The organism is Aeromicrobium sp. Sec7.5 (genome assembly GCF_036867135.1).
In the GTDB taxonomy this organism is placed as follows: Bacteria; Actinomycetota; Actinomycetes; order Propionibacteriales; family Nocardioidaceae; genus Aeromicrobium.
This window is the reverse complement of the sequence record NZ_JBAJIJ010000001.1, coordinates 1,038,620-1,058,186: the sequence shown is the minus strand read 5'-3', so window position 1 is coordinate 1,058,186 and position 19,567 is coordinate 1,038,620. Positions and strand designations below refer to the sequence as shown.

General features: G+C 71.0%; 18 protein-coding genes. 12 read left to right on the top strand and 6 right to left on the bottom strand.

Annotated elements, in window-relative coordinates:
• The first annotated feature begins 3 nt into the window (after positions 1-3).
• The 10 genes from V6S66_RS05365 to V6S66_RS05320 all read left to right on the top strand — a co-directional run bounded on the left by V6S66_RS05365 (position 4) and on the right by V6S66_RS05320 (position 9,594).
• Positions 4-738, top strand: a complete 735-nt coding sequence (locus tag V6S66_RS05365) for a response regulator transcription factor (protein WP_442885892.1) — start codon at positions 4-6, stop codon at positions 736-738.
• Entirely contained in the window at positions 731-1,972 is a 1,242-nt protein-coding gene (locus V6S66_RS05360; RefSeq protein WP_334205722.1) for a histidine kinase dimerization/phospho-acceptor domain-containing protein, read from the top strand. Before V6S66_RS05365 ends, V6S66_RS05360 begins: the two co-directional genes overlap by 8 nt.
• Positions 1,973-2,045: 73 nt before the next feature.
• Positions 2,046-3,287 carry an HNH endonuclease signature motif containing protein gene (locus tag V6S66_RS05355; protein ID WP_334205721.1) on the top strand — a complete coding sequence of 414 codons (1,242 nt, stop codon included), beginning with the start codon at positions 2,046-2,048 and terminating at the stop codon, positions 3,285-3,287.
• A gap of 259 nt (positions 3,288-3,546) precedes the next feature.
• Positions 3,547-4,818, top strand: a complete 1,272-nt coding sequence (locus V6S66_RS05350) for a hypothetical protein (protein ID WP_334205720.1) — start codon at positions 3,547-3,549, stop codon at positions 4,816-4,818.
• Positions 4,819-4,868: 50 nt separating this feature from the next.
• Positions 4,869-5,708, top strand: a complete 840-nt coding sequence (locus V6S66_RS05345) for an aldo/keto reductase (RefSeq protein WP_334205719.1) — start codon at positions 4,869-4,871, stop codon at positions 5,706-5,708.
• Positions 5,709-5,836: 128 nt separating this feature from the next.
• On the top strand, positions 5,837-7,288 hold the full coding sequence (locus tag V6S66_RS05340) for a hypothetical protein (RefSeq protein WP_334205718.1): 1,452 nt from the start codon (positions 5,837-5,839) through the stop codon (positions 7,286-7,288).
• A complete protein-coding gene (locus tag V6S66_RS05335; protein WP_334205717.1) occupies positions 7,288-8,220 on the top strand; it encodes a phosphatase PAP2 family protein in 933 nt (310 codons plus the stop codon). The genes V6S66_RS05340 and V6S66_RS05335 overlap by 1 nt, the downstream gene beginning before the upstream one ends.
• A 47-nt stretch (positions 8,221-8,267) precedes the next feature.
• Positions 8,268-8,957, top strand: coding sequence for a hypothetical protein (locus tag V6S66_RS05330; RefSeq protein WP_334205716.1), 690 nt, complete (start codon positions 8,268-8,270; stop codon positions 8,955-8,957).
• 45 nt (positions 8,958-9,002) lie between these two features.
• A complete protein-coding gene (locus tag V6S66_RS05325) occupies positions 9,003-9,284 on the top strand; it encodes a type II toxin-antitoxin system RelE/ParE family toxin (protein WP_334205715.1) in 282 nt (93 codons plus the stop codon).
• A gap of 13 nt (positions 9,285-9,297) precedes the next feature.
• Positions 9,298-9,594, top strand: a complete 297-nt coding sequence (locus V6S66_RS05320; protein ID WP_334205714.1) for a HigA family addiction module antitoxin — start codon at positions 9,298-9,300, stop codon at positions 9,592-9,594.
• A gap of 24 nt (positions 9,595-9,618) precedes the next feature.
• Here the strand turns inward: V6S66_RS05320 and V6S66_RS05315 are convergent, their stop codons facing one another.
• Both V6S66_RS05315 and V6S66_RS05310 read right to left on the bottom strand, forming a co-directional pair.
• Entirely contained in the window at positions 9,619-9,963 is a 345-nt protein-coding gene (locus V6S66_RS05315) for an NAD(P)/FAD-dependent oxidoreductase (protein ID WP_334205713.1), read from the bottom strand.
• Positions 9,964-10,022: 59 nt separating this feature from the next.
• Complete coding sequence (locus tag V6S66_RS05310) at positions 10,023-11,411, bottom strand: glucose-6-phosphate dehydrogenase (protein WP_334205712.1); 1,389 nt, start codon at positions 11,409-11,411, stop codon at positions 10,023-10,025.
• A gap of 158 nt (positions 11,412-11,569) precedes the next feature.
• On the opposite strand from V6S66_RS05310, the gene V6S66_RS05305 reads away from it, so the two are divergent.
• Complete coding sequence (locus V6S66_RS05305; protein WP_334205711.1) at positions 11,570-12,241, top strand: hypothetical protein; 672 nt, start codon at positions 11,570-11,572, stop codon at positions 12,239-12,241.
• 27 nt (positions 12,242-12,268) lie between these two features.
• On the opposite strand, the gene V6S66_RS05300 is transcribed toward V6S66_RS05305, so the two are convergent.
• Together V6S66_RS05300 and V6S66_RS05295 are read right to left on the bottom strand one after the other, a co-directional pair.
• The gene (locus V6S66_RS05300) at positions 12,269-14,674 is read right to left on the bottom strand and encodes an excinuclease ABC subunit UvrA (RefSeq protein WP_334205710.1); all 2,406 of its coding nucleotides are present in this window, start codon (positions 14,672-14,674) and stop codon (positions 12,269-12,271) included.
• 59 nt (positions 14,675-14,733) lie between these two features.
• Positions 14,734-16,242, bottom strand: coding sequence for a SulP family inorganic anion transporter (locus V6S66_RS05295; RefSeq protein WP_334205709.1), 1,509 nt, complete (start codon positions 16,240-16,242; stop codon positions 14,734-14,736).
• A gap of 193 nt (positions 16,243-16,435) precedes the next feature.
• Between V6S66_RS05295 and V6S66_RS05290 the strand changes: the two genes are divergently transcribed.
• Positions 16,436-16,843 (top strand): MerR family transcriptional regulator, encoded by a 408-nt coding sequence (locus V6S66_RS05290; protein WP_334205708.1) that lies wholly within the window; start codon positions 16,436-16,438, stop codon positions 16,841-16,843.
• 15 nt (positions 16,844-16,858) lie between these two features.
• Here the strand turns inward: V6S66_RS05290 and V6S66_RS05285 are convergent, their stop codons facing one another.
• Together V6S66_RS05285 and V6S66_RS05280 are read right to left on the bottom strand one after the other, a co-directional pair.
• Positions 16,859-18,181, bottom strand: a complete 1,323-nt coding sequence (locus V6S66_RS05285; RefSeq protein ID WP_334205707.1) for a serine/threonine-protein kinase — start codon at positions 18,179-18,181, stop codon at positions 16,859-16,861.
• Positions 18,182-18,346: 165 nt separating this feature from the next.
• Positions 18,347-19,399 carry an S-layer homology domain-containing protein gene (locus V6S66_RS05280; protein ID WP_334205706.1) on the bottom strand — a complete coding sequence of 351 codons (1,053 nt, stop codon included), beginning with the start codon at positions 19,397-19,399 and terminating at the stop codon, positions 18,347-18,349.
• Between the last annotated feature and the right edge of the window lie 168 nt (positions 19,400-19,567).

Genomic DNA, 19,567 nt, shown 5'->3' with positions numbered 1-19,567 from the left:
GACGTGGCAGCCCGGATCTTGATGGTCGAGGACGATGACGCGATCGCGGCGCCGTTGGCCCGCGCGCTGGGCCGCGAGGGCTACGAGATCGAGCGGGCCGCGAACGGAGCCGAGGCCCTCGCGATCGCCGCGGGTCCCGTCCCGATCGATCTGGTCCTGCTCGACCTCGGCCTGCCTGACATGGACGGCCTCGACGTGTGCCGGCGGCTCCGGGCCGACGGCTTCGCGGCCGGCATCATGATCCTCACCGCCCGCGGCGGCGAGCTCGACCGCGTCGTCGGGCTGGACGTCGGTGCCGACGACTACCTCAGCAAGCCGTTCAGCCTCTCCGAGCTCCTGGCCCGCAGCCGCGCGCTGCTGCGCCGCTCGAGCCGGCCGGTCGCCACCCCGACCGAGCCCGCCACCGCGCACTCCGCACCGGCCGCGCCCACGCCCGCCGCTGGTGGGCTGCGGGTCGATGCCGACGCCCGCCGGGTCCGGGTCGACGGCACCGAGCTGGCCCTCACCGCCAAGGAGTTCGACGTCCTGCTGCGCCTCGACACCCAGCGCGGCGCGGTCGTCACCCGCGAGGTCCTCATGTCCGAGGTCTGGGACGAGAACTGGTTCGGCTCCACCAAGACCCTCGACACCACGGTCGGTCGCCTGCGCCAGAAGCTGCAGGACGCCCACGCACCCGTGGCCCTCAGCACCGTCCGCGGCGTCGGCTTCCGTCTCGAGGACGCCGCGCCCGATGCGTGAGCGCCTGATCGGGATCCTCGTCGTCCTGATCGTCGGCGTCGTCGTGCTCTACGCGGTGCCGCGCGCGTACTTCACCGCCGATCTCGTCCGCGACCACGAGACCCTGACGGTCGACCTCACCGCCGACGTCCTCGAGGCCCGCATCGAGTCGCGGGTGCTGTCCGGGGCCCCGATCGACCGGGACACGCTCGAGTCCGCGCTCGACGGCACCGACGGAGCGAGGTACGTGGCGCCCGACGGCACCGCGGTCGTGGCGGGTCAGCTCGATGACGACACCGACAGCGCGATCGTCGAGACCCGCCGTACCGACGACGGCGGCACGCTGATGGTCACGCGCGACCGCTCGGTGGTCACCGCCGAGGTCGAGAACGCCCTGCTCCCCCTGATCGTGCTGGGCGTCCTGCTGGCCTCCCTGGCCTGCGCGATCGGCTACGTCGTGGCCGGGCGCATGAGCCGGCCCTTCGACCGACTCGCCCTGGCGGCCGGCGAGCTGGGCCGCGGCAACTTCGAGCTCGACCTGCCGCGCCGCGGCGTGCCCGAGGCGCAGGCGATCAGCGAGGCACTGGGCACCGCGGCCAGCCGGCTCGACGAGCTGGTGCGCCGCGAGCGCGAGTTCGCCGTCAACGCCTCCCACCAGCTGCGCACGCCCATCACCGCGCTGCGTCTGGAGCTCGAGGACCTCACGTACTGGCCGGAGACCACGCCCGAGGTGGCCGACCAGGTCCGTCGCTCGATCGGCGAGATCGACCGGCTCACCGCCTCGATCGACGACCTGCTCGATCTCGCGCGCCGCCAGCGCCACGGCGACCAGGTCGACCTCGACCTCACCGACTTCGTGACCGACACGGTCCAGCGGTGGCAGCGTCGCGTGGGCGACGAGCACCGCGACATCGTGGTCGAGGACTCCGCGCCCGTGCGCGCCGTCATCGCCACCGGGCCCGTCGCCCAGGTGGTCGACATCCTGATCGAGAACGCGCGCCAGCACGGCATCGGAACCATCACCGTCGCGACCCGTGAGGTCGGTGACGGCGTGGAGGTGCGGGTCCGCGACGAAGGTCGTCGCTCGTTCGGCAGCGAGATCCTCCGTCAGAACGCCGGTCCCGGGAACGGGTCAGGAGCCGGCGTCGGACTGGCGGTGGCGACCGAGCTCACCGAGGCCGCCGGTGGGCGCCTCAGCCTCGACGAGGCATCGGCCACCACCTGCTTCGTGCTGCTCCTGCCCGCGGGCCGCTGACGACGCGTCTGTTGTCCACAGCACGCTTTCCGATCTCATGGGCTTGTCGGTGGGTGGGTGTTGGGTTTGGACCATGAGCAGCAACCGGCCGGGTCTGGAGGACCTCAGTGGTATCGCGCGTGACCGTGCGATGGCCGAAGCCTGCGAGTGGCTGGCGATGCTCGACTACCGCGATGGGGAGCTCGACCGCATCGAGGCCTCCGACGCCAGCCCGATGCGCAAGGTCATCGAACGGTCCACCATCGCCGCCGAGATCGGGCTGCACCTCAACCTGTCCGAGGGCCAGGTCATCGACCGCCTCGCCGCGGGCGACCGGCTGCGCTGCCAGACACCACGCGTCTGGTTGATGTTCCAGCGCGGGGTCCTCGACGCCGCCCGCGCCCGCGAGATCTCCTTGGCGGTGCGCCGACTCGAGCGCCCCGAGTCGTCCGACCGGCTCGACACCCAGGTCGTGTCCTACGCGGCCAAGCACACCCTCACCGAGCTGCGCTCCTGGCTGCGGCGGTTCGTCTCACGCGTCGAGGCCGACCTGGCCGTCGAACGCGCCAACGCCGAACGGGAGCTGCGGCACGTCGAAGTCGTCCAGGCCGACGACTCCATGGCCTGGCTCAACGCCTACCTCCCCGCCCACGAAGCAGCCGCGATCGCCACCCGGCTACGCAAGGCCGCGAAGGCTGCCCGCGCCGCCGGCGACGGACGCACCCAGACCCAGCTCCAGGCCGACCTGCTCACCGAATGGACCCTCAACGCCGACGACAGCCAAGTCGCCCGGGGCCGAGGCCTCGCGATCGACATCGCCGTCACCCTCGACGCGAAGGTCGCCGCCGGCGCCGAGCCCGGTCACGCCGAAGCGGCCGACGGGTCCTGGGAGGTCCCTGCCGAGTGGCTGCTCGACTCGGCCGTCGAAGGCGACGCCCTCTGGCACCGATTGCTGATCGAACCGATCACCGGCAACACGCTCGCCCACCAGTACGTCGGCTACCAACCGCCCGACATCCTGCGGCGCGCGATCATTCTGCGTGATGGAGTGTGTGCCGGACGCGGATGCGTCCGACCGGCCGCCGACTGCGACCTCGACCACCGAGAACCCTGGCCCGACGGACCAACGTCGGGCGACAACCTCGATCCCCGCTGCCGCAGCGACCACTCCCGCAAGGGCCACGGCGTGATCGACGACGTCCTCCGACGCCTCCACCAGATCGAGCAGACACCCCCGAACCGACACCGGCTCGCGCCCTACCGCCCCGACCCGGTCGCCACCGAGCTCGCGCACCGCCTCGCCCACCGCACCGACGACGACATGCTCGCCGCGTGACGCCGTTTCACCGTCGGCGGGCCTGAGGGTCTGCCAGAGTTCTCCCGTGTTCCCTGAAATCTTGACCACACGTCACCACGGCATTCCAGTGCTGACCCGAGACTGCGCCGGCCCGCTCACCGGTTCTCTGTACTTCGGAGTTGGCATGCGGGACGAGTCCGCTGGACTGATGGGCGTCACGCACCTTCTCGAGCACCTCATCTTTCGTCTGATGGACCGGCATGTCACTCAACACAACGGACACACCCAACCGGATGCGATGTGTCTGTGGGTCACCGGCGACCCCCATGAGGTCGTCACCTTCCTCAACGACGTGTCGCAAGCGGTCGCGCGGCTGGAAGACCTGACCGACGAGGACCTCGCCCAGGAGAAGGACGTGCTCGCGGCTGAGCTCGGGCAGCAAGGACTCGGGTTCGACGAGGGGCTGGCCGCCTACCGGTGGGGCGCGTCCGGACTCGGACTGGTGGATCTCGGAGCACCCACCCTGCACTCCATCACGCGGGATGAAGTCGTGGAGTGGGGACGTCGTTGGCTGACCTCCGGCAACGCGATGCTCTCCTTCAACGGCCCGGTCCCTGAGGCCTTGGACGTGTCGCTGCCACCGGGTCCTGAGCCGCAACGCTCCGAGACGATGGTGCCTCTCAGTCCCACGCCCAGTCTCATCGGTTCCATGAAGGACGGACTGGCTCTCTCACTGCTGACGGACCAGACCACGAGCCCGCTGCTCGCCGCCGCGCTGGCGGACGAGCTCAAGCACGAGCTCCGCCACGAGCGCCGCCTGATCTACAGCGTGGACCGGTGGTCGGTCCGCGTCGACGAGGACCAGCAGGCCTGCGCCTTCGTTCTTGATCCACGGCTCGACGACGTCGAGGCCACGGCCGTCGCCGCGGTGAAGCTTCTTCGCCGTCTGGCCGCCGAGGGGTTCAGCGATCGCGCACTGGCCGCGGTGACCAGCTCCTGCCGAACCTCCCTGAGCTACGTGGACGCTGCTGCCTCCGGGCACTTGGACGAGGTCGTCGTCGACACACTGCGCGGCAGGACCACGACCTCGCTCGAGGAGCATCTCGCGGCGGCCGAAGCAGTGACGTCCGAGCAGCTCTCGAACCTGCTCGCTGCCGCGATGCCCTCCGTGCAGGTCGCCGTTTGCGACGCGATCGACCTCTCCACCGACGACCTGACCTCGCTCGGTCTGACGGTCGACCCCTTTCGCGGATGGGTGGACGGGGCGCAGACCGCCGACTCCGGGAAGACCTACCGGTCACGCCGCTTCGGTGGTGATCTGCCGGCCGGGCTGAAGCTCACGCTCGGCGCAGAACGCATGACGATCGCCCACGGCTCCGATCGCATGACCGTGACCTACGCCGATCTCGCCGTCGTGGGTCGTCACGAGTGCGGGTGTTTCGAGCTGCTGGACCGCCAGGGGCGGGTCGCCAAGCTGGACCCCGACGACTGGCGTCAGGGAGCCGACCTCGCCAGTGCGTTCCTGGAGCGCTTCGATCCGGGATCCGTGCGCACCCTCCCCTCTCACTGACGCTGTCGCCGCTCGAGCCTGATCACGCCGTCACGCCTACCGTGGGAGGCATGACGATTGCCAACACGCTGCAGCTCAATGACGGCACCACCCTTCCCGCCATCGGCCTGGGGACTTACTCGCTCGACGACGCCGAGGGGGTCGACGCGATCACGTCCGCCCTCGACGCCGGATACCGCCTGCTCGACACCGCCGTGAACTACGGCAACGAGGAGACCGTCGGTGAGGCGATCCGACGCTCCGGCCTCCCCCGCGACGAGGTGCGGGTCACCAGCAAGATTCCCGGTCGGCACCACGGTCACGACGATGCCATCACCTCCACGAAGGAGTCGCTGCAGCGACTCGGCCTCGACCACCTCGACCTGCACCTCATCCACTGGCCCAACCCGAGCGTCGGGAAGTACGTCGAGGCCTGGCAGGCCCTGGTCGAGCTGCAGCAGCAGGGGCTCGTGCGCTCGATCGGCGTCTCCAACTTCACCGAGGAGCAGCTCGACGCGGTCATCTCCGCGACCGGTGTGACCCCGGCGGTCAACCAGATCGAGCTGCACCCCTACTTCCCGCAGGAGCACATGCGCTCGGTCAACACCGCGCGCGGCATCGTCACGGAGTCGTGGAGCCCGATGGGCAAGCGCCAGGCTCCGCTGGACGAGCCGCCGATCGTCGCGGCGGCCGAGGCCCACGGCGTCACGCCGGGTCAGGTCATCCTGCGGTGGCACGTGCAGCTGGGCGCCCTGCCGATCCCCAAGTCGGCCACGCCGCAGCGCCAGCGCGAGAACATCGACGTCTTCGGCTTCGAGCTCTCGGCCGACGAGATGGCGGCCATCACGGCCCTCGGCCGCGCCGACGGGCGCCTGTTCGGCGGCGATCCCGACACCCACGAGGAGATGTAGCACCGGCCTTCCCGTCGGCGGTTCCCGGTCACCCCGTGTTCACGCGGCGGCTAAAGTGCTGCCACGGTCCCGACCGCCGGCCACAGCCCTGCCCGGAGGCGTGACCCACTGTCGGAAGGGGTCTGCGCATGCGCCTGGAGCATCGCGCCCCGCTCCTGGCCGTGCTCGGTCTGGCCGTCGTGGCCGCGGGTCTGCGACTGCCGTTCCTCGGTGCCCCGGCCGGCAACGACGAGGCCGGCTTCCTGATCGTCGCCCGGTCGTGGGAGGCCGGCTCCTCGCTCTACGGCGACTACTGGGTCGACCGCCCACCCCTGATCCTGTGGATCTTCGACCTCGCCGGTGACCTGACCACGTTGCGGGTGCTGGGGTGCCTCGCCGCTGCGGCCACGGTCGTGGCGGTCGGCGGAGCGGCCGCGGTGGCCGCCGGGCGACGCGCGGCCCCGTGGGCCGCTGCCGCAGCCGCGGTCTGGTGCGCGTCGCCGTGGCTCGGCACCGTCCGGGTCAACGGGGAGATCCTGGCCGCACCCTTCGTGGCCGCGTCGATCCTGTGCACCCTCCTGGCCCTGCGCCGCCCCGATCGCACGGTGCCGTGGGCCATCGCTGCCGGCGTGCTGGCGACCGCGGCCTTCGGCATCAAGCAGTCCACGGTCGACCCGTTCGTGTTCGCCGTCGTCGCGGCCGTCGTGCTCGCGGTCGTCCAGCCCGCCGAGCGCCGCCGTGCCACCCTGCTCGTCGCGGCCGGCGTGCTCGGCGCACTGGGCACCACTGCCCTGCTGGTGCTCAGCGCCTCGCTGCGGGGCACCGCGCCCGGCGAGCTGTTCCGCGCCGTCGTCGTGTTCCGGTTCGACGCCGGCCAGGTCATCGGCAGCTCCGCCTCCGGCGCCACCGACACGCGCCTGCTGGCCCTGGCCGGCACCTGGGCCGTGAGTGGTCTTGCCGTCCTCAGCGTCGCGGTGCTGGTGCTCGCCCTCCGGCGCCGCCGCGATCCCGTCGTCGTGGCCACGGCGGCCACCGTGGTGGTGTCGAGTGCCATCGCCCTCCTGGGCGGCAGCTACTGGGCGCACTACCTGATCCAGCTCGTGCCCGCGGTCGCCCTGGGTGCCGGCCTGCTCGCGGTCGCCGTCGCGCCGTGGGCGAGGCGTGTCGGTGCGAGCGGCCTCGCCGTGGGGTTGGTCTCGACCCTGATCTACTCGTTCGTCACCGGCGGGCAGCACGAGTCGGAGGCCGACGACCTCGGGGACGCCGTCCGGGCAGCCGCGGAGCCCTCCGACGCGATGGTCGTCGCCTACGGTCAGCCCAACGTCCTGTTCGCCGCCGGGATGGACAGTCCCTACGAGAACCTCTGGAGCCTGCCGATCCGCGTGCGTGACCCGGAGCTGACCGACCTGATCGAGGTCCTGCGCGGCCCGGAGGCCCCGGCCTGGGTCGTCGAGTGGTCGGACTTCGACACCTGGGCGGTCGACGCGAGCGCGCTGAAGATCGTCGTCGACGACCGCTACCGGGCGGTCGCCGCACCCTGTGGCCACGTCGTGTGGCTGCGCGACGACCTCGATCGCGCGCCCGTCGCGGAGGACTGCTGATGTCGATCCGCGCACTGGCGATGACCGGCTACGCCCTGGCCCTCGGGAGCTGGATCGTGCTGGTCGGGCTGCCGTCGGACCCCTTCCAGATGTTCGTCTGGCTCTGGCTCGCGGCGATCGCCTGGTACGCCGGCTCGCCCTGGTCGGTGCACCTGCAGTTCGTGCGCGACTGGTGGCCCGCGTTCGCGGTGCTCGTGCTCTACCTCTACAGCCGTGGGCTGTCCGACGAGCTCATCGGGATGCCGGTGCACTGGACCATGCCGATCGACGTCGACCGGTGGATGTTCGGCGGCAACCTGCCCACCGAGGTGCTGCAGGACCGGCTCTGCGGCGATCCGTGCCTGCGCAGCGACGACCCCCGTTGGTACGACGTGCTGCTGACCACCGTCTACTTCAGCCACTTCGTGCTCGGGCTCGGTCTCGCATTCGTCCTGTGGATCCGCGACCGCGCCGCCTGGACCGCGTGGCTCACCCGCTATCTGGCGATCAACGTGGCCGGCCTGGTCATCTACGTCCTGTACCCGATGGCACCCCCGTGGCTGGCCGCGAAGGAGGGCTACATCGACGAGTCCCTCCCCCGGCTCACCGGCCGCGGCTGGGAGGTCATCGGGCTCGACGGGTTCCACGTCGTGCTGGCGTCGGTCGGCAACCCCGTGGCCGCGATGCCGTCGCTGCACTCCGGCATCGCGGCGCTGGTGGCGTTCTGGTTCATCGCTCGCCACCGGTCACCCCTGCGGTGGCTGACGCTGCTGTACCCGGCGACGATGGGCTTCGCGCTCGTCTACTACGCCGAGCACTACGTCATCGACCTCGTCGCCGGCTGGGCGCTGGCGGGCCTCGTCATGGTGGCGGTCGGCCACTGGGAGCGCCGACGAGCACGGCAGTCGCCTCACCGGGAGTCCGTCGTCGTGGAGCACGACACGGTCGACTGAGCCCGCCCGACCCACCGGCGTTCACGTCCGTGGGCCAGAGTTCGTCCATGCGCCCGCCCACCACCCGCGTCCTGCGTGCCGTCGCCGCGGCGACCCTCCTGCTCGGGGTGGCTGCCTGCTCCGGGTCCGACGATCCCGGCACCGAGCCGTCTCCGGAGTCGGCGTCGCCCTCGTCCACGAACGACGTGGCCGCGCTCGAGGTCGTCGTGACCGATCCCGGCGGCACGGCCGACCCGCAGCGGGTCGCCGGGCTGGGCGAGACGGTCTCGGCGGCGCTCGCGTCCGGCTCCGACCGGCTCGACACCTGCCCGCTCGGCGCCGCCGGGACCTTCGCGCAGGGGCCGGTCGCACCGCTGGCGGACGGCGTCACCTTCACCGGCGACGTCCGCAGCTCCGGCGCCGCGGGTGAGGTGCCCACCGTCGTGTGCTTCGCCCCCGGTTTCGTGAACGCCGAGGTCTCGGTGCTGCCCGGCGGCGTCACGGCCAGCGACCTGGCCGATCGTCTGAGCGGCACCACGATGCGCCCCGCGTTCTCCGAGCCTCAGCCGCTCGTCGGCGGCGAGGTCGTCGTCGGCTGCTCGGGGTCCGAGAGCAGTGACGTCGTGACGCAGTGCGGAGCCACGTGGGTGCTCGGCGACCTCGCGATCCGGGTCGAGGTCAGCGACATCGGCACCCGGCCCCAGCAGCTCGCCGACTACGTGAGCGCGGCACTGCCGGTCTGGGTCGCCGCCAGGTAGGCGTGCACGCTTGCCGATACTATCGGCAAGCGATACTATCGGCAGGTGATCCGGTCCTTCAGGAGCAGTGACACCGAAAAGGTCTGGAACCGCGAACACGTCCCTGCTCTCGGACCGGAGCTGCAGCGGTCGGCGCAGAAGAAGCTCCGCCTGCTCAACGCGGCATCCGAGCTGCAGAGTCTGCGGGTGCCGCCTGGCAACCGTCTCGAGAAGCTGGTCGGGAACCGCGCCGGCCAGCACTCGATCCGCATCAACGACCAGTACCGGATCTGCTTCGTCTGGACCGAGAACGGTCCAGACGACGTCGAGATCTGCGACGACCACTGACAGGACACCGACCATGGCGAAGGCACACGATCCCATCACTCCGGGTGAGATCCTCTTGACGGAGTTCCTGGAGCCCTTGGGCATCACGCAGTACCGCCTCGCTCAGGCCACCGGCGTCTCGCAGACTCGTATCAGCGAGATCGTTCGCGGCAAGCGATCCATCACCACCGACACCGCCCTGCGCCTGTCGAGGGCGCTGGGCGTCGACTATCGGTTCTGGATCAACATCCAGACCGACTACGACCTCGAGATCGAGCTCGACCTGCACGGCAACGAGCTTGACCAGGTCACCTCCCTCGTAGCGGGCTGACGACCACGACGCGTGACCTGAAGATCATCGCTCGCCCGGCGCCGCCAAGTAGGCGTGCACCAGGGGCACGACCGAGGCGCCCTCACCGCTGGCCGACGCGACACGCTTCATCGAGCCTGACCGGACGTCGCCGGCTGCGTAGATCCCGGGGACGGAGGTGGCCAGGTTCTCCGGGGGAAGACCGTCGACCCACTGGCGCCTGGGCACGTCGCGACCCGTGACGACGAAACCCTTCTCGTCGCGGACCACCTCGGCCGGAATCCAGTCGCAGTGCGGCTCGGCACCGAGCAGGAGGAACAGGCCCCCGGCCTCCACCCGCTCGCGCTCGCGGGTCACGACGTCCTCGAGCTCGAGCCACTCCAGGCGCACCTCTCTCCCGCCGTCGACGACGCGGGTCGCCGACCGGACCGCGATGCGGAGGTTGCAGCCTAGGACGCGGGCGGCGACAGCGGGGCCCATCCGGCCGGGCCCGAGGTGCCGGCCGGATAGTCCTCGACCGGCACCACTCCGTCGCGCCACGCCTGGAGCACCGGCTCGACGACCTGCCAGCACTGCACCGCGGTGTCGCCGCGGACCGCCAGGGTCGGGTCGCGGTCGAGGATCCCCTCGAGGACCTCACCGTAGGCCGAGAGCCGGCCCTGGCCGAACGTGGCGCCGAGGACCGTGCGGCTCAGGTCGTACGGATCGCCCTCGCCGTTGATATTGAGCTCGAGGCTCAGCTGGTCGGGGGCCAGGTAGATGCGCAGGACGGTCGGGTCGGCCGCGCCGACGAGGCCGACCGGCAGCTGCGGGACGGGCCGGAAGGTGATCGCGATCTCGCGGCGTCCGGCGGCCATCGCCTTGCCCGAGCGCAGCGTGAACGGCACACCCGCCCAGCGCCAGCTGTCGATCTCGAACGTCACCTCGGCCAACGTCTCGGTCTCGCTCGCGGGATCGACGCCGTCCTCGTCGACGTACGCCGGCAGGGTGCGATCCTCGACCTCGCCGGCGGTGTACCGCGCGCGTCGGCTCGATCGCTCCGGCGAGCCGCCCGCGACGTGCGTGGCTCGCAGCACCGCGGCCTTCGCGCCGCGCAGGTCGGCCTCGTCGAGCGTGGCAGGGGGCTCCATCGCGACGATGGCCATGACCTGCAGCAGGTGGCTCTGGATCATGTCGACCAGCGCACCCGCGTGGTCGTAGTACCCCGCGCGGCCTTCGAGCCCGAGCACCTCGTCGTAGACGATGTCGACGCTGGCGATGTGGTCGCGGTTCCACAGCGGCTCGAAGATCCGGTTCGCGAAGCGCAGGCCGAGCAGGTTGAGCACGGTCGAGCGTCCGAGGAAGTGGTCGACGCGGTGGACCTGGTCCTCGCTGACCAGGACCGCCAGCTGCGCGTTCAGCGCGCCGGCGCTCTCGTGGTCGACCCCGAACGGCTTCTCCAGCGCGAGCTGCAGGCCCTCCGGGAGCTCCAGGTCGGCGAGTGCCGTGCAGACACGGGCCGTGACGGCGGGCGGGAGGGCGAAGTAGAGGGCCGGGGTCCCCTCGCACCGGTCGAGCAGCTCGCGGAGCTGGTCGACGTCGGTCACGTCCGCCTGGTGGTAGGAGGTGCGGTCGAGCACGTCCTCGACGGCCGGGCCGGCCGCGTCGACCGTCGCGAAGGAGGCACGGACGCGCTCGAGCCAGTCGTCCTGGGAGAGGTCCTCCATGCCGGTGCCGATGACGAGCAGACGCCGCTCGGGCTGCTGGTCGAGCAGCTGACCGACGGCGGGGAGCAGCAGGCGCGAGACCATGTCACCGCTCGCCCCCAGGACCAGGAGTGTCTCGATGGATGCGCTCACGTCACCACGGTAACGGGCGCCTCCGCGCACCGTGAGCCGAGAAGCGCCGCCTCGGGACGTCTCGAGAAATGCCACCGATCCGCCACGGGTTGCCCTTGGTCGCTGGCACAGTGTTCGCACCACAATCTTCGCACCGCACCGTGGCTCAGGGGGACTCCATGGACGACACGTCAGCCGCCTTCACGTTCGGCGTCTGGATGGGCCGGCTTCTGATCGTCGGTGTCGGACTGGCGCTACTCGCCTTCGGAATCCTCCGGAGCAGGCGCGATCAGGGAGGTGCGGGTGGCTGGATCGCTGCTGGAGTCCTCGTGGCCCTCCTCGGCACGGCGACGGCGGCCATCCAGGTCGTCGAGGACCGCTCCACCGACGGCCTCGGTCCGCCCGCGATCGAGGACACGTCCGTCCCCCAGGTCTTCGCAAGCTGCGACGAGGCGATCGCGGCGGTGCAGGCGAGCCTCGACCAGGTCGTGGTCGAGGCGGAGGCCGGTCGTGTCGCCGCCATGAGGTCTGCCACGTTCACCATGCTGCGCATCCCGACCGACAACCCGACCTGCTTCGACCCCACGGTCGTCGCGGAGTTCGAGAGCATCAGTGCAGCGAAACCGGACGACGAGAACCTTGACTACAGCAGCATCGATGAGGAGTGCTGGGTCGTCGCACGCGACGCTGCAACGCTCACGAACTTCGCCGCCGGGTTCGGCCAAGGGGTGCCGGACCTCGCCGAGCGCGTCCTCTCGGGCCTGACCGTGCTGTCCGAGACCGATCCCCAGTGCCTGTCCACGAAGGATGCCGCCGAGATGGCGGACCAGGCCCGCGAAGCCTGGAGCTGACGGCAGTGGCGTCCACCCCCTCGCTGCTCAGCGCGCGAGGGATCGACGCAGGTAGGGCGCGGTGATGCTGGCCTCGACGTCCAGCAGCGCGGCCGGCGTGGCCTCGGCAATGACCGTGCCGCCGCGGTCGCCGCCACCCGGGCCGAGCTCGACGACCCAGTCGGCCGCCGCGACGACCCGCATGTCGTGCTCCACGACGACCACCGTCGCGCCGGAGTCGACGAGCGGGCCCAGCACGCGCACGAGGTCGCGGACGTTGACGGGATGGAGCCCACCGGTCGGCTCGTCGAGCACGAACACGGTGCCGTCACGGCGGGGGCGCTGCAGCTCGGTCGCGAGCTTGATGCGCTGCGCCTCGCCGCCGGACAGCTCGGTGGCCGGCTGGCCGAGCGTCAGGTAGCCAAGACCCACGTCGAGCAGCGTCGCCAACGAGCGGTGCACGGCCGGCACGTCCGCGAAGAACTCCGCGGCCTCCTGCGTCGTCATGGCGAGGACCTCACCGATGTCGCGGCCCTGGTACCGCACCTCGAGCGTCTCCGGGTTGTAGCGCGACCCGTGGCACGTCGGACAGCTCGAGTAGCTCGTCGGGAGGAACACGAGCTCGATCGCGATGAACCCCTCGCCCTCGCACGTCGGGCACCGCCCCTCCGCGACGTTGAACGAGAAGCGGCCGGCGGCCCACCCGCGCTCCTTCGCCTCGGGCGTCGCGGCGAAGAGCCGGCGCACCGCGTCGAACAGACCGGTGTACGTGGCGAGGTTCGAGCGGGGCGAGCGACCGATCGGCCGCTGGTCGATCGCGATGACGCGGCGCTCGTCGTCGGCCTCCAACCGGTCGGCGACCGCGGCGAGCAGCGACGACTTGCCGGCGCCGGACACCCCCGTGATGGCGGTCATGACGCCGAGCGGCACCCGCACGCTCACGTCCTGCAGGTTGTTGAGGTCGAGGTGGTCGAGCTCCAGCCACGTCTCGGGCTCGCGCGCCTGCAGGGGTGGTGCCTCGTCGCGGTCGAACATGAACGCGGCCGTCGCCGAGTCCGTGACCGTCGCCAGGCCCGACGGCGGCCCACTGTGCACGACGCGTCCGCCGAGGACGCCCGCGCCCGGGCCGACGTCGACGACCCAGTCGGCGTTCCGCGCGATCGACAGGTCGTGCTCGACCACGAACAGGGAGTTGCCCGTGGCCACGAGCTCGCGGAGCGCGGTGTAGAGCGCCTCGGAGTCGGCCGGGTGCAGGCCGGCTGAGGGTTCGTCGAGCACGTAGAGCACGCCGAACAGCCCGGCCCGCAGCTGCCCGGCGAGCCGCACCCGCTGCAGCTCACCGGCCGACAGGGCCGTGCTCGAGCGATCCATCGAGAGGTAGCCGAGGCCGAGGGAGATGATCGCCTCCACCCGGGAGCCGAAGTCCTTCACGAGCGAGCGTGCGGCCGACGAGGCGGCGGCGCCATGCCGGTCGGTCCCGCGCGCCTGCGCCTCGAGCCCCTCGTCGAGCAGCTGGCAGACCGACGACAGCGGCATGGCCGCCATCTCCGCGATGTCGACACCCGCGAACGTCACCGCGAGCGCGCCCGGACGCAGGCGCTTGCCCTCGCAGGTCGGGCACGGCCCATCGGCGATGAACGCCTCGAGCTTCTCGCGCTGCGACGCCGACTGGGTCTTGGCCAGGTTGCGCATCAGGAACGTCTCGGCCGAGGACCAGTGGCCGTGGTACGCGCTCGCCTCGCCCTGCTTGTTGCCCTGCAGCAGCATCCGCGGGGTCTCGTCGGTGAACAGCAGCCAGTCGCGGTCCGCCTGGGGCAGGGTGTGCCAGGGCGCGTGGATGTCGATCCCGAGCTTGGTCACCATGCGGCGCACGTTCAGGCCGACCCAGGCCTTGGTCGCCCAGACCCCGATGGCGCCCTCGTCGATCGACAGGCTCGGGTCGGGCACGAGGAGCGCCTCGCTGGTGCGCCGGGCGACGCCGCTGCCCTGGCAGGTGGGGCAGGCGCCGACCGCCGTGTTCGGCGAGAAGGCGGAGGCCGGGAGGTGGTCGGCCCCGGGCGGGTAGGTGCCGGCCCGGCTGTAGAGCAGCCGCAGCACGTCCGACAGCGAGCTCAGCGTGCCGAGCGTCGACCGCGAGCTCGCGGCACCGCGTGCCTGCTGCAGGGCCACGGCCGGCGGCAGACCGTCGATCGTGTCGATCGCCGGTGCCCCGACCTGGGAGAGCAGCCGGCGCGCGTACGGCGCCACCGACTCGAAGTACCGCCGCTGCGACTCCGCGAAGATCGTGCCGAACGCCAGCGACGACTTGCCCGAGCCGGAGACCCCCGTGAACGCGACGAGGCAGTCGCGCGGCAGGTCGACGTCGACGTCCTGCAGGTTGTGCTCGCGCGCACCCCGCACACGGATCCATCCGGAGGATCCGGCCGGGAGCTCGGGTTCACTGGTCGTGGGCATCTCGCCAACGTAGTCCGGGCCCGCGAGCGCCGCACGCTCCGGCGAGCCCGGCCGGTTCGTCAGTGGCTGGGGAGACGGCCGCTGAGACGGCCGTGCCGCTCGGCGCTCGCCTCGTCGAGGCCCACGATCGTGACGGTCGTGCCCCGGCGCTCGTACTTGGTCGTGATGGCGTCGAGCGAGGCCACGGTCGAGGCGTCCCACACGTGCGCGCCGGACAGGTCGATCACGACCTGCTCGGGGTCGCCCGCGTAGTCGAACTGCGTGTACAGGTCGTTGCTCGAGGCGAAGAACAGCTCGCCCGTGACGCGGTAGGTCACCGTCTCGGGCCCCCCGGCCTCGGTCGACGTCTCGCGATGCGTCTCGGTCAGGTGGGCGACGCGGCGAGCGAACAACGTCATGGCCACCAGCACGCCCACCCCGACGCCGATCGCAAGGTTGTGGGTCAGCACAGTGACCACCACGGTGGACAGCATCACGGTGGTCTCGCTCTTGGGCATGCGGCGCAGCGTGGACGGCCGGATCGAGTGCCAGTCGAACGTGCCGACCGCGACCATGACCATGACCGCGACGAGCGCCGCCATCGGGATCAGCGCGACGACGTCCCCGACCCCGACGACGAGCACCAGCAGGAAGACTCCCGCGAGGAACGTGGAGATCCGCGTCCTCGCTCCCGAGACCTTCACGTTGATCATCGTCTGGCCGATCATGGCGCAGCCGCCCATCCCGCCGAAGAAGCCGGTGATGACGTTCGCGGCTCCCTGGCCCCAGGCCTCACGGGTCTTGTCGGACGACGTGTCGGTGATGTCGTCGACGAGCTTGGCCGTGAGCAGCGACTCGAGGATGCCGACGAGGGCCATGGCGAGGGCGAAGGGCGCGATGATCTGCAACGTGTCGAGCGAGAACGGGACGTCCGGGACGAACCAGGCCGGAAGGCTGTCAGGCAGGTCACCCTCGTCGCCGACGTTCGGCACGTTGATGGCCGCGACGAGCGTGAACGCGGTCAGGGCCACGATCGCCACGAGCGGTGCCGGCACGATGCGGTTGATGCGCGGGAAGCCGACGATGACGGCGATGCCGACCGCGATCATGACGTAGACCGCCCACGGCACGTCGATCATGTGGTCGATCTGCGCCTCGAAGATCAAGATGGCGAGCGCGTTGACGAATCCCACCATGACCGAGCGCGGGATGAAGCGCATCAGCTTCGCGACCCCGAAGACCGCGAGCAGCACCTGCATCACGCCGCCGAGCAGGACCGTGGCGATCAGGTAGTCGTAGCCGTACTCGCGCATGACCGGCGCGATCACCAGCGCGATGGCTCCCGTGGCGGCCGAGATCATCGCCGGGCGTCCGCCGAGGAAGGAGATCGCGACGGCCATCGTGAAGGAGGCGAACAGACCGACCTGCGGATCGACCCCGGCGATGATCGAGAACGAGATCGCCTCCGGGATCAGGGCGAGAGCGACGACGAGGCCCGCGAGGACCTCGGTGCGCAGCAGGGTCGGCGACCGCAGTGCGTCGCGGACGGTGGGCGGCGTGCCGCTGGCGGCAGGGCTCGGCGTGCTCATCGATGAATCCTTCGTTCGGGACCGGCCGGGGCGTCGGTACGCGCTCGTGGAGGGCGCGCCCTGCGGACTGGCAGGATGAGTGGTGGGTGGCGCGACGGGCGCGCTGGCGACGGTGCGTCGCCGGAAGTCTGGTCCGAACTCTACCCTCACGTCAGGGTAGAGTTGAGACCGAGCGAGAGTGAGAGGGGTCACCATGGCCGACGAGGTCGAGGCGACCACCTCCCGGGCGATGCACATCGGCGAGGTCGCCACCCGCACCGAGCTCTCGCTGCGCAGCCTGCGGCACTGGGAGGAGCTCGGGCTCCTGACACCGTCGGGCCGCACCGACGGCGGCTTCCGCCTCTACACCGACGACGACGTCGAGAAGATCCTCGTGATCCGACGCATGAAGCCCCTCGGCTTCAGCCTGGACGAGATGAAGGCCGTCATGGGCGACCTCGCCGTGCTGCGTTCACCCACCTCGGGCGAGCCGGACCGCTCCGCGGCCCGCAGCCACCTCGCCGAGATCCGCGACGACGCCCACGAGCGCCGGCTGAAGCTCGTGCGCCAGCTCGAGATGGCCGACGAGTTCATCGCGCTGCTGGAGGACCAGGCTCTCTGAGCCGCGACTCGCCGCCTACTTCGGCTTCGCCTGGCCGTTGCCGTTCGCATTGCCGTTCGCGTTGACGTTGCCGCCGCCATTGCCGTTGCTGGTCGCGCTGTCGTTCGCGTTCGGGTTGGGTCCCGGCGCGGGGGCCTCGGGCGCCGTCTCCGCGACGACGTCCGGCTCGGACGTCGTGCCTACCGCCGGCTCCGGGGTCGTCCCCGCCGCCGGCTCCGACGACGTGCCCACCGTCGGGACGGCCGGAACGGTCTCGACCGGGACCGGCTCCGCATCGACCGAGGGCTCCGGCGCCTCGGCGACCGAGGGCGACTTCTCGCCCGCGAGCAGCAGCGCCACCACGAGTGCCACGGCCGCGGCCGAGCCCGCGGTCGCCCAGCGCGAGCGGCGCCGGACCAGCGTGGCGGTGGCCAGGGTCGCGACGACCCGGTCGGCGGGTTCCTCGATGGCCGGAAGGTCCGTCGCGGTGACCTGGGGAAGCTCCAGCGACGGCCCGAGCCCGTCGATCGCGCTCACGACCGCGGCGGCGTCGGCCGGGCGGTCGGCCGCCGACTTCGCGGCCAGGCCGGTGACGAGCTCCCGGACCGCGGGCGGCACGGAGTCCGGCAGCTCCGGGAGGTGGTCGTTGACCTGGGCCCAGGCCGTCGCGATGTGCGAGTCGCGGCGGAAGGGTGAGGTGCCCGTCAGGCAGCCGTGGGCCACGACGCCGAGCGCGTAGAGGTCCGAAGACGTCGTTGCAGAGGCGCCACCGATCTGTTCCGGGCTCAGGTACTCGACCGTTCCGAGGAGGGAGCCCGTGTTCGTGAGGGCGGTGCTCGTCCCCCCGCGCGCGATCCCGAAGTCGACCAGGACTGCGCGCGCGTCCGTCGTGAGCATGATGTTGGCGGGCTTGAGGTCGCGGTGGACGACCCCGTGCGTCTCGAGGTGGTCGAGGGCCGACGCGACCTCACGCACGATGGCCAGCGTCTCCTCCCAGGGCAACGCACCCCGGTCGCGCAGCAGGCGAGCGAGCGTGACGCCCTCGACGAGCTCCATCACGACGAACGGCGTGCGGTCCGGCGCGTCCCGGTCCTCGTCGTGGTCATAGACCTGGGCGATCGAGGGGTGACGCAGTGACGCGGCGATCGTGGCCTCGGCCTCCAGGCGGCGACGGTGCTCGGCGCCGTCCTGCACGTCGGTGCGCAGGAGCTTGACGGCCACCGGTCGGCCGAGTCGGAGGTCGAACGCCCGGTGCACCGTGCCCATGCCACCACTGCCGAGGACCTCCAGCAGCCGGTAGCGGCCGTTGAGCACGCGCTCGCCCGAGGCGACCGCGGCTTGCGGGCGGGTGGGGCTCATGCTCGATCCGATCCTGTGACGACGTCAGCGGCGCGGCGTCCGTGTGCCGCCCACCTGCCACACGTACCCACCGCGCGCGCGGCCAAACGCTCGACCGCACACGGTCCGCGAACGGCACGAGGCCCCGGGACCGTGGCGGTCCCGGGGCCTCGCTCAGCTACTGGATCAGCTGGTCGGCTCGATCGGCGCATCGGGCGCGATCGTGAACTCGCCCGACGGGAAGAAGTCGAGCTGGTAGACGACACCGACCGTGCGGTAGAGGAACGCCGCCATCTGCTCACGCAGGACGGGCTGGCTGCCCCGGAACGTCAGGGTGCCGTTGGCCTCCTTGTAGCCGGTCGTGATGTTGACCAGCGCCAGGAACTCGATCTCGTTGAAGAAGGTCGAGCTGCGCGGCGTGTCGGCGAACGACGCCGGGTCGAAGCCGTGCGAGTAGTCGAAGCCGAAGGCGCGGTACAGGAACGCGGCCATCTGCTCGCGCAGCACGGGCTGCGACGGAGCGAACGAGCGCGTGCCGTCACCGTTGGCGTAACCGGTGGAGATGCCCTCCTCGGCCAGCCAGGAGATCTCACGGTAGAACGTGTCGGTCGTCGCGACGTCGGTGAACAGCGACTCGTCCGGCGCCTCGTACTCCGAGAAGCCGCTGAGACGGAACAGGAACGCCGCCATCTGCTCACGCAGCACCGGCGCCGACGGGCGGAAGTTGCCGTCCGGGTAGCCGGTCGTGATGCCGCTCGTGGCGAGCCACGCGATCTCGTACTCGAACGTGTTGCCGATCGTGTCGAAGAACGTGCCGTCCTCGTTCACGTCACCCAGGGTGTTGCCGATGACGGAGCGGGAAGCGGAGGCGAACTCGCCGTCCTCCTCGGTGGCCGCGATCGCGGAGACCGTGAAGCGGACCGGCTGGCTCGGGCTCAGGCCCTCGGCCGTGTAGGTCAGCGGGTCGCCGGCCGGGACGAAGTCGTTGTACGAACCACCGAAGGGCTGGTCCTGGACGTCGACGGAGTAGCCGATGACGTCGGGCGAGGTCGAGGCGTTCCACACGATCGAGAGCTCGCCGGACGGCGACGGGGGCGCGGTGACGATCTTCAGGCCCGTGACGGGCGCGACGGTCGGGGCGGCCTGCGCGGCGGTGAAACCCGCGGGCACGAGCAGCAGCGCCATGCCGGCGACCACTGCTCCCATGAAGCGCCGAGGGCGCCGGGACGAGATTGACATACGTCACTCCTGATGGTGAGGGATAGAACGTCCCGAGCTACGAATCCGAGATCGAGACCAGCGCTAGCGCTATGTCCCAATATGACTCACGTCACAGCTTTCGCTCGTCGAACTCAAGAAATTCCTGAGATCAACCTGTCCAGATGTCCCACTCCCCTGCAACGCCGG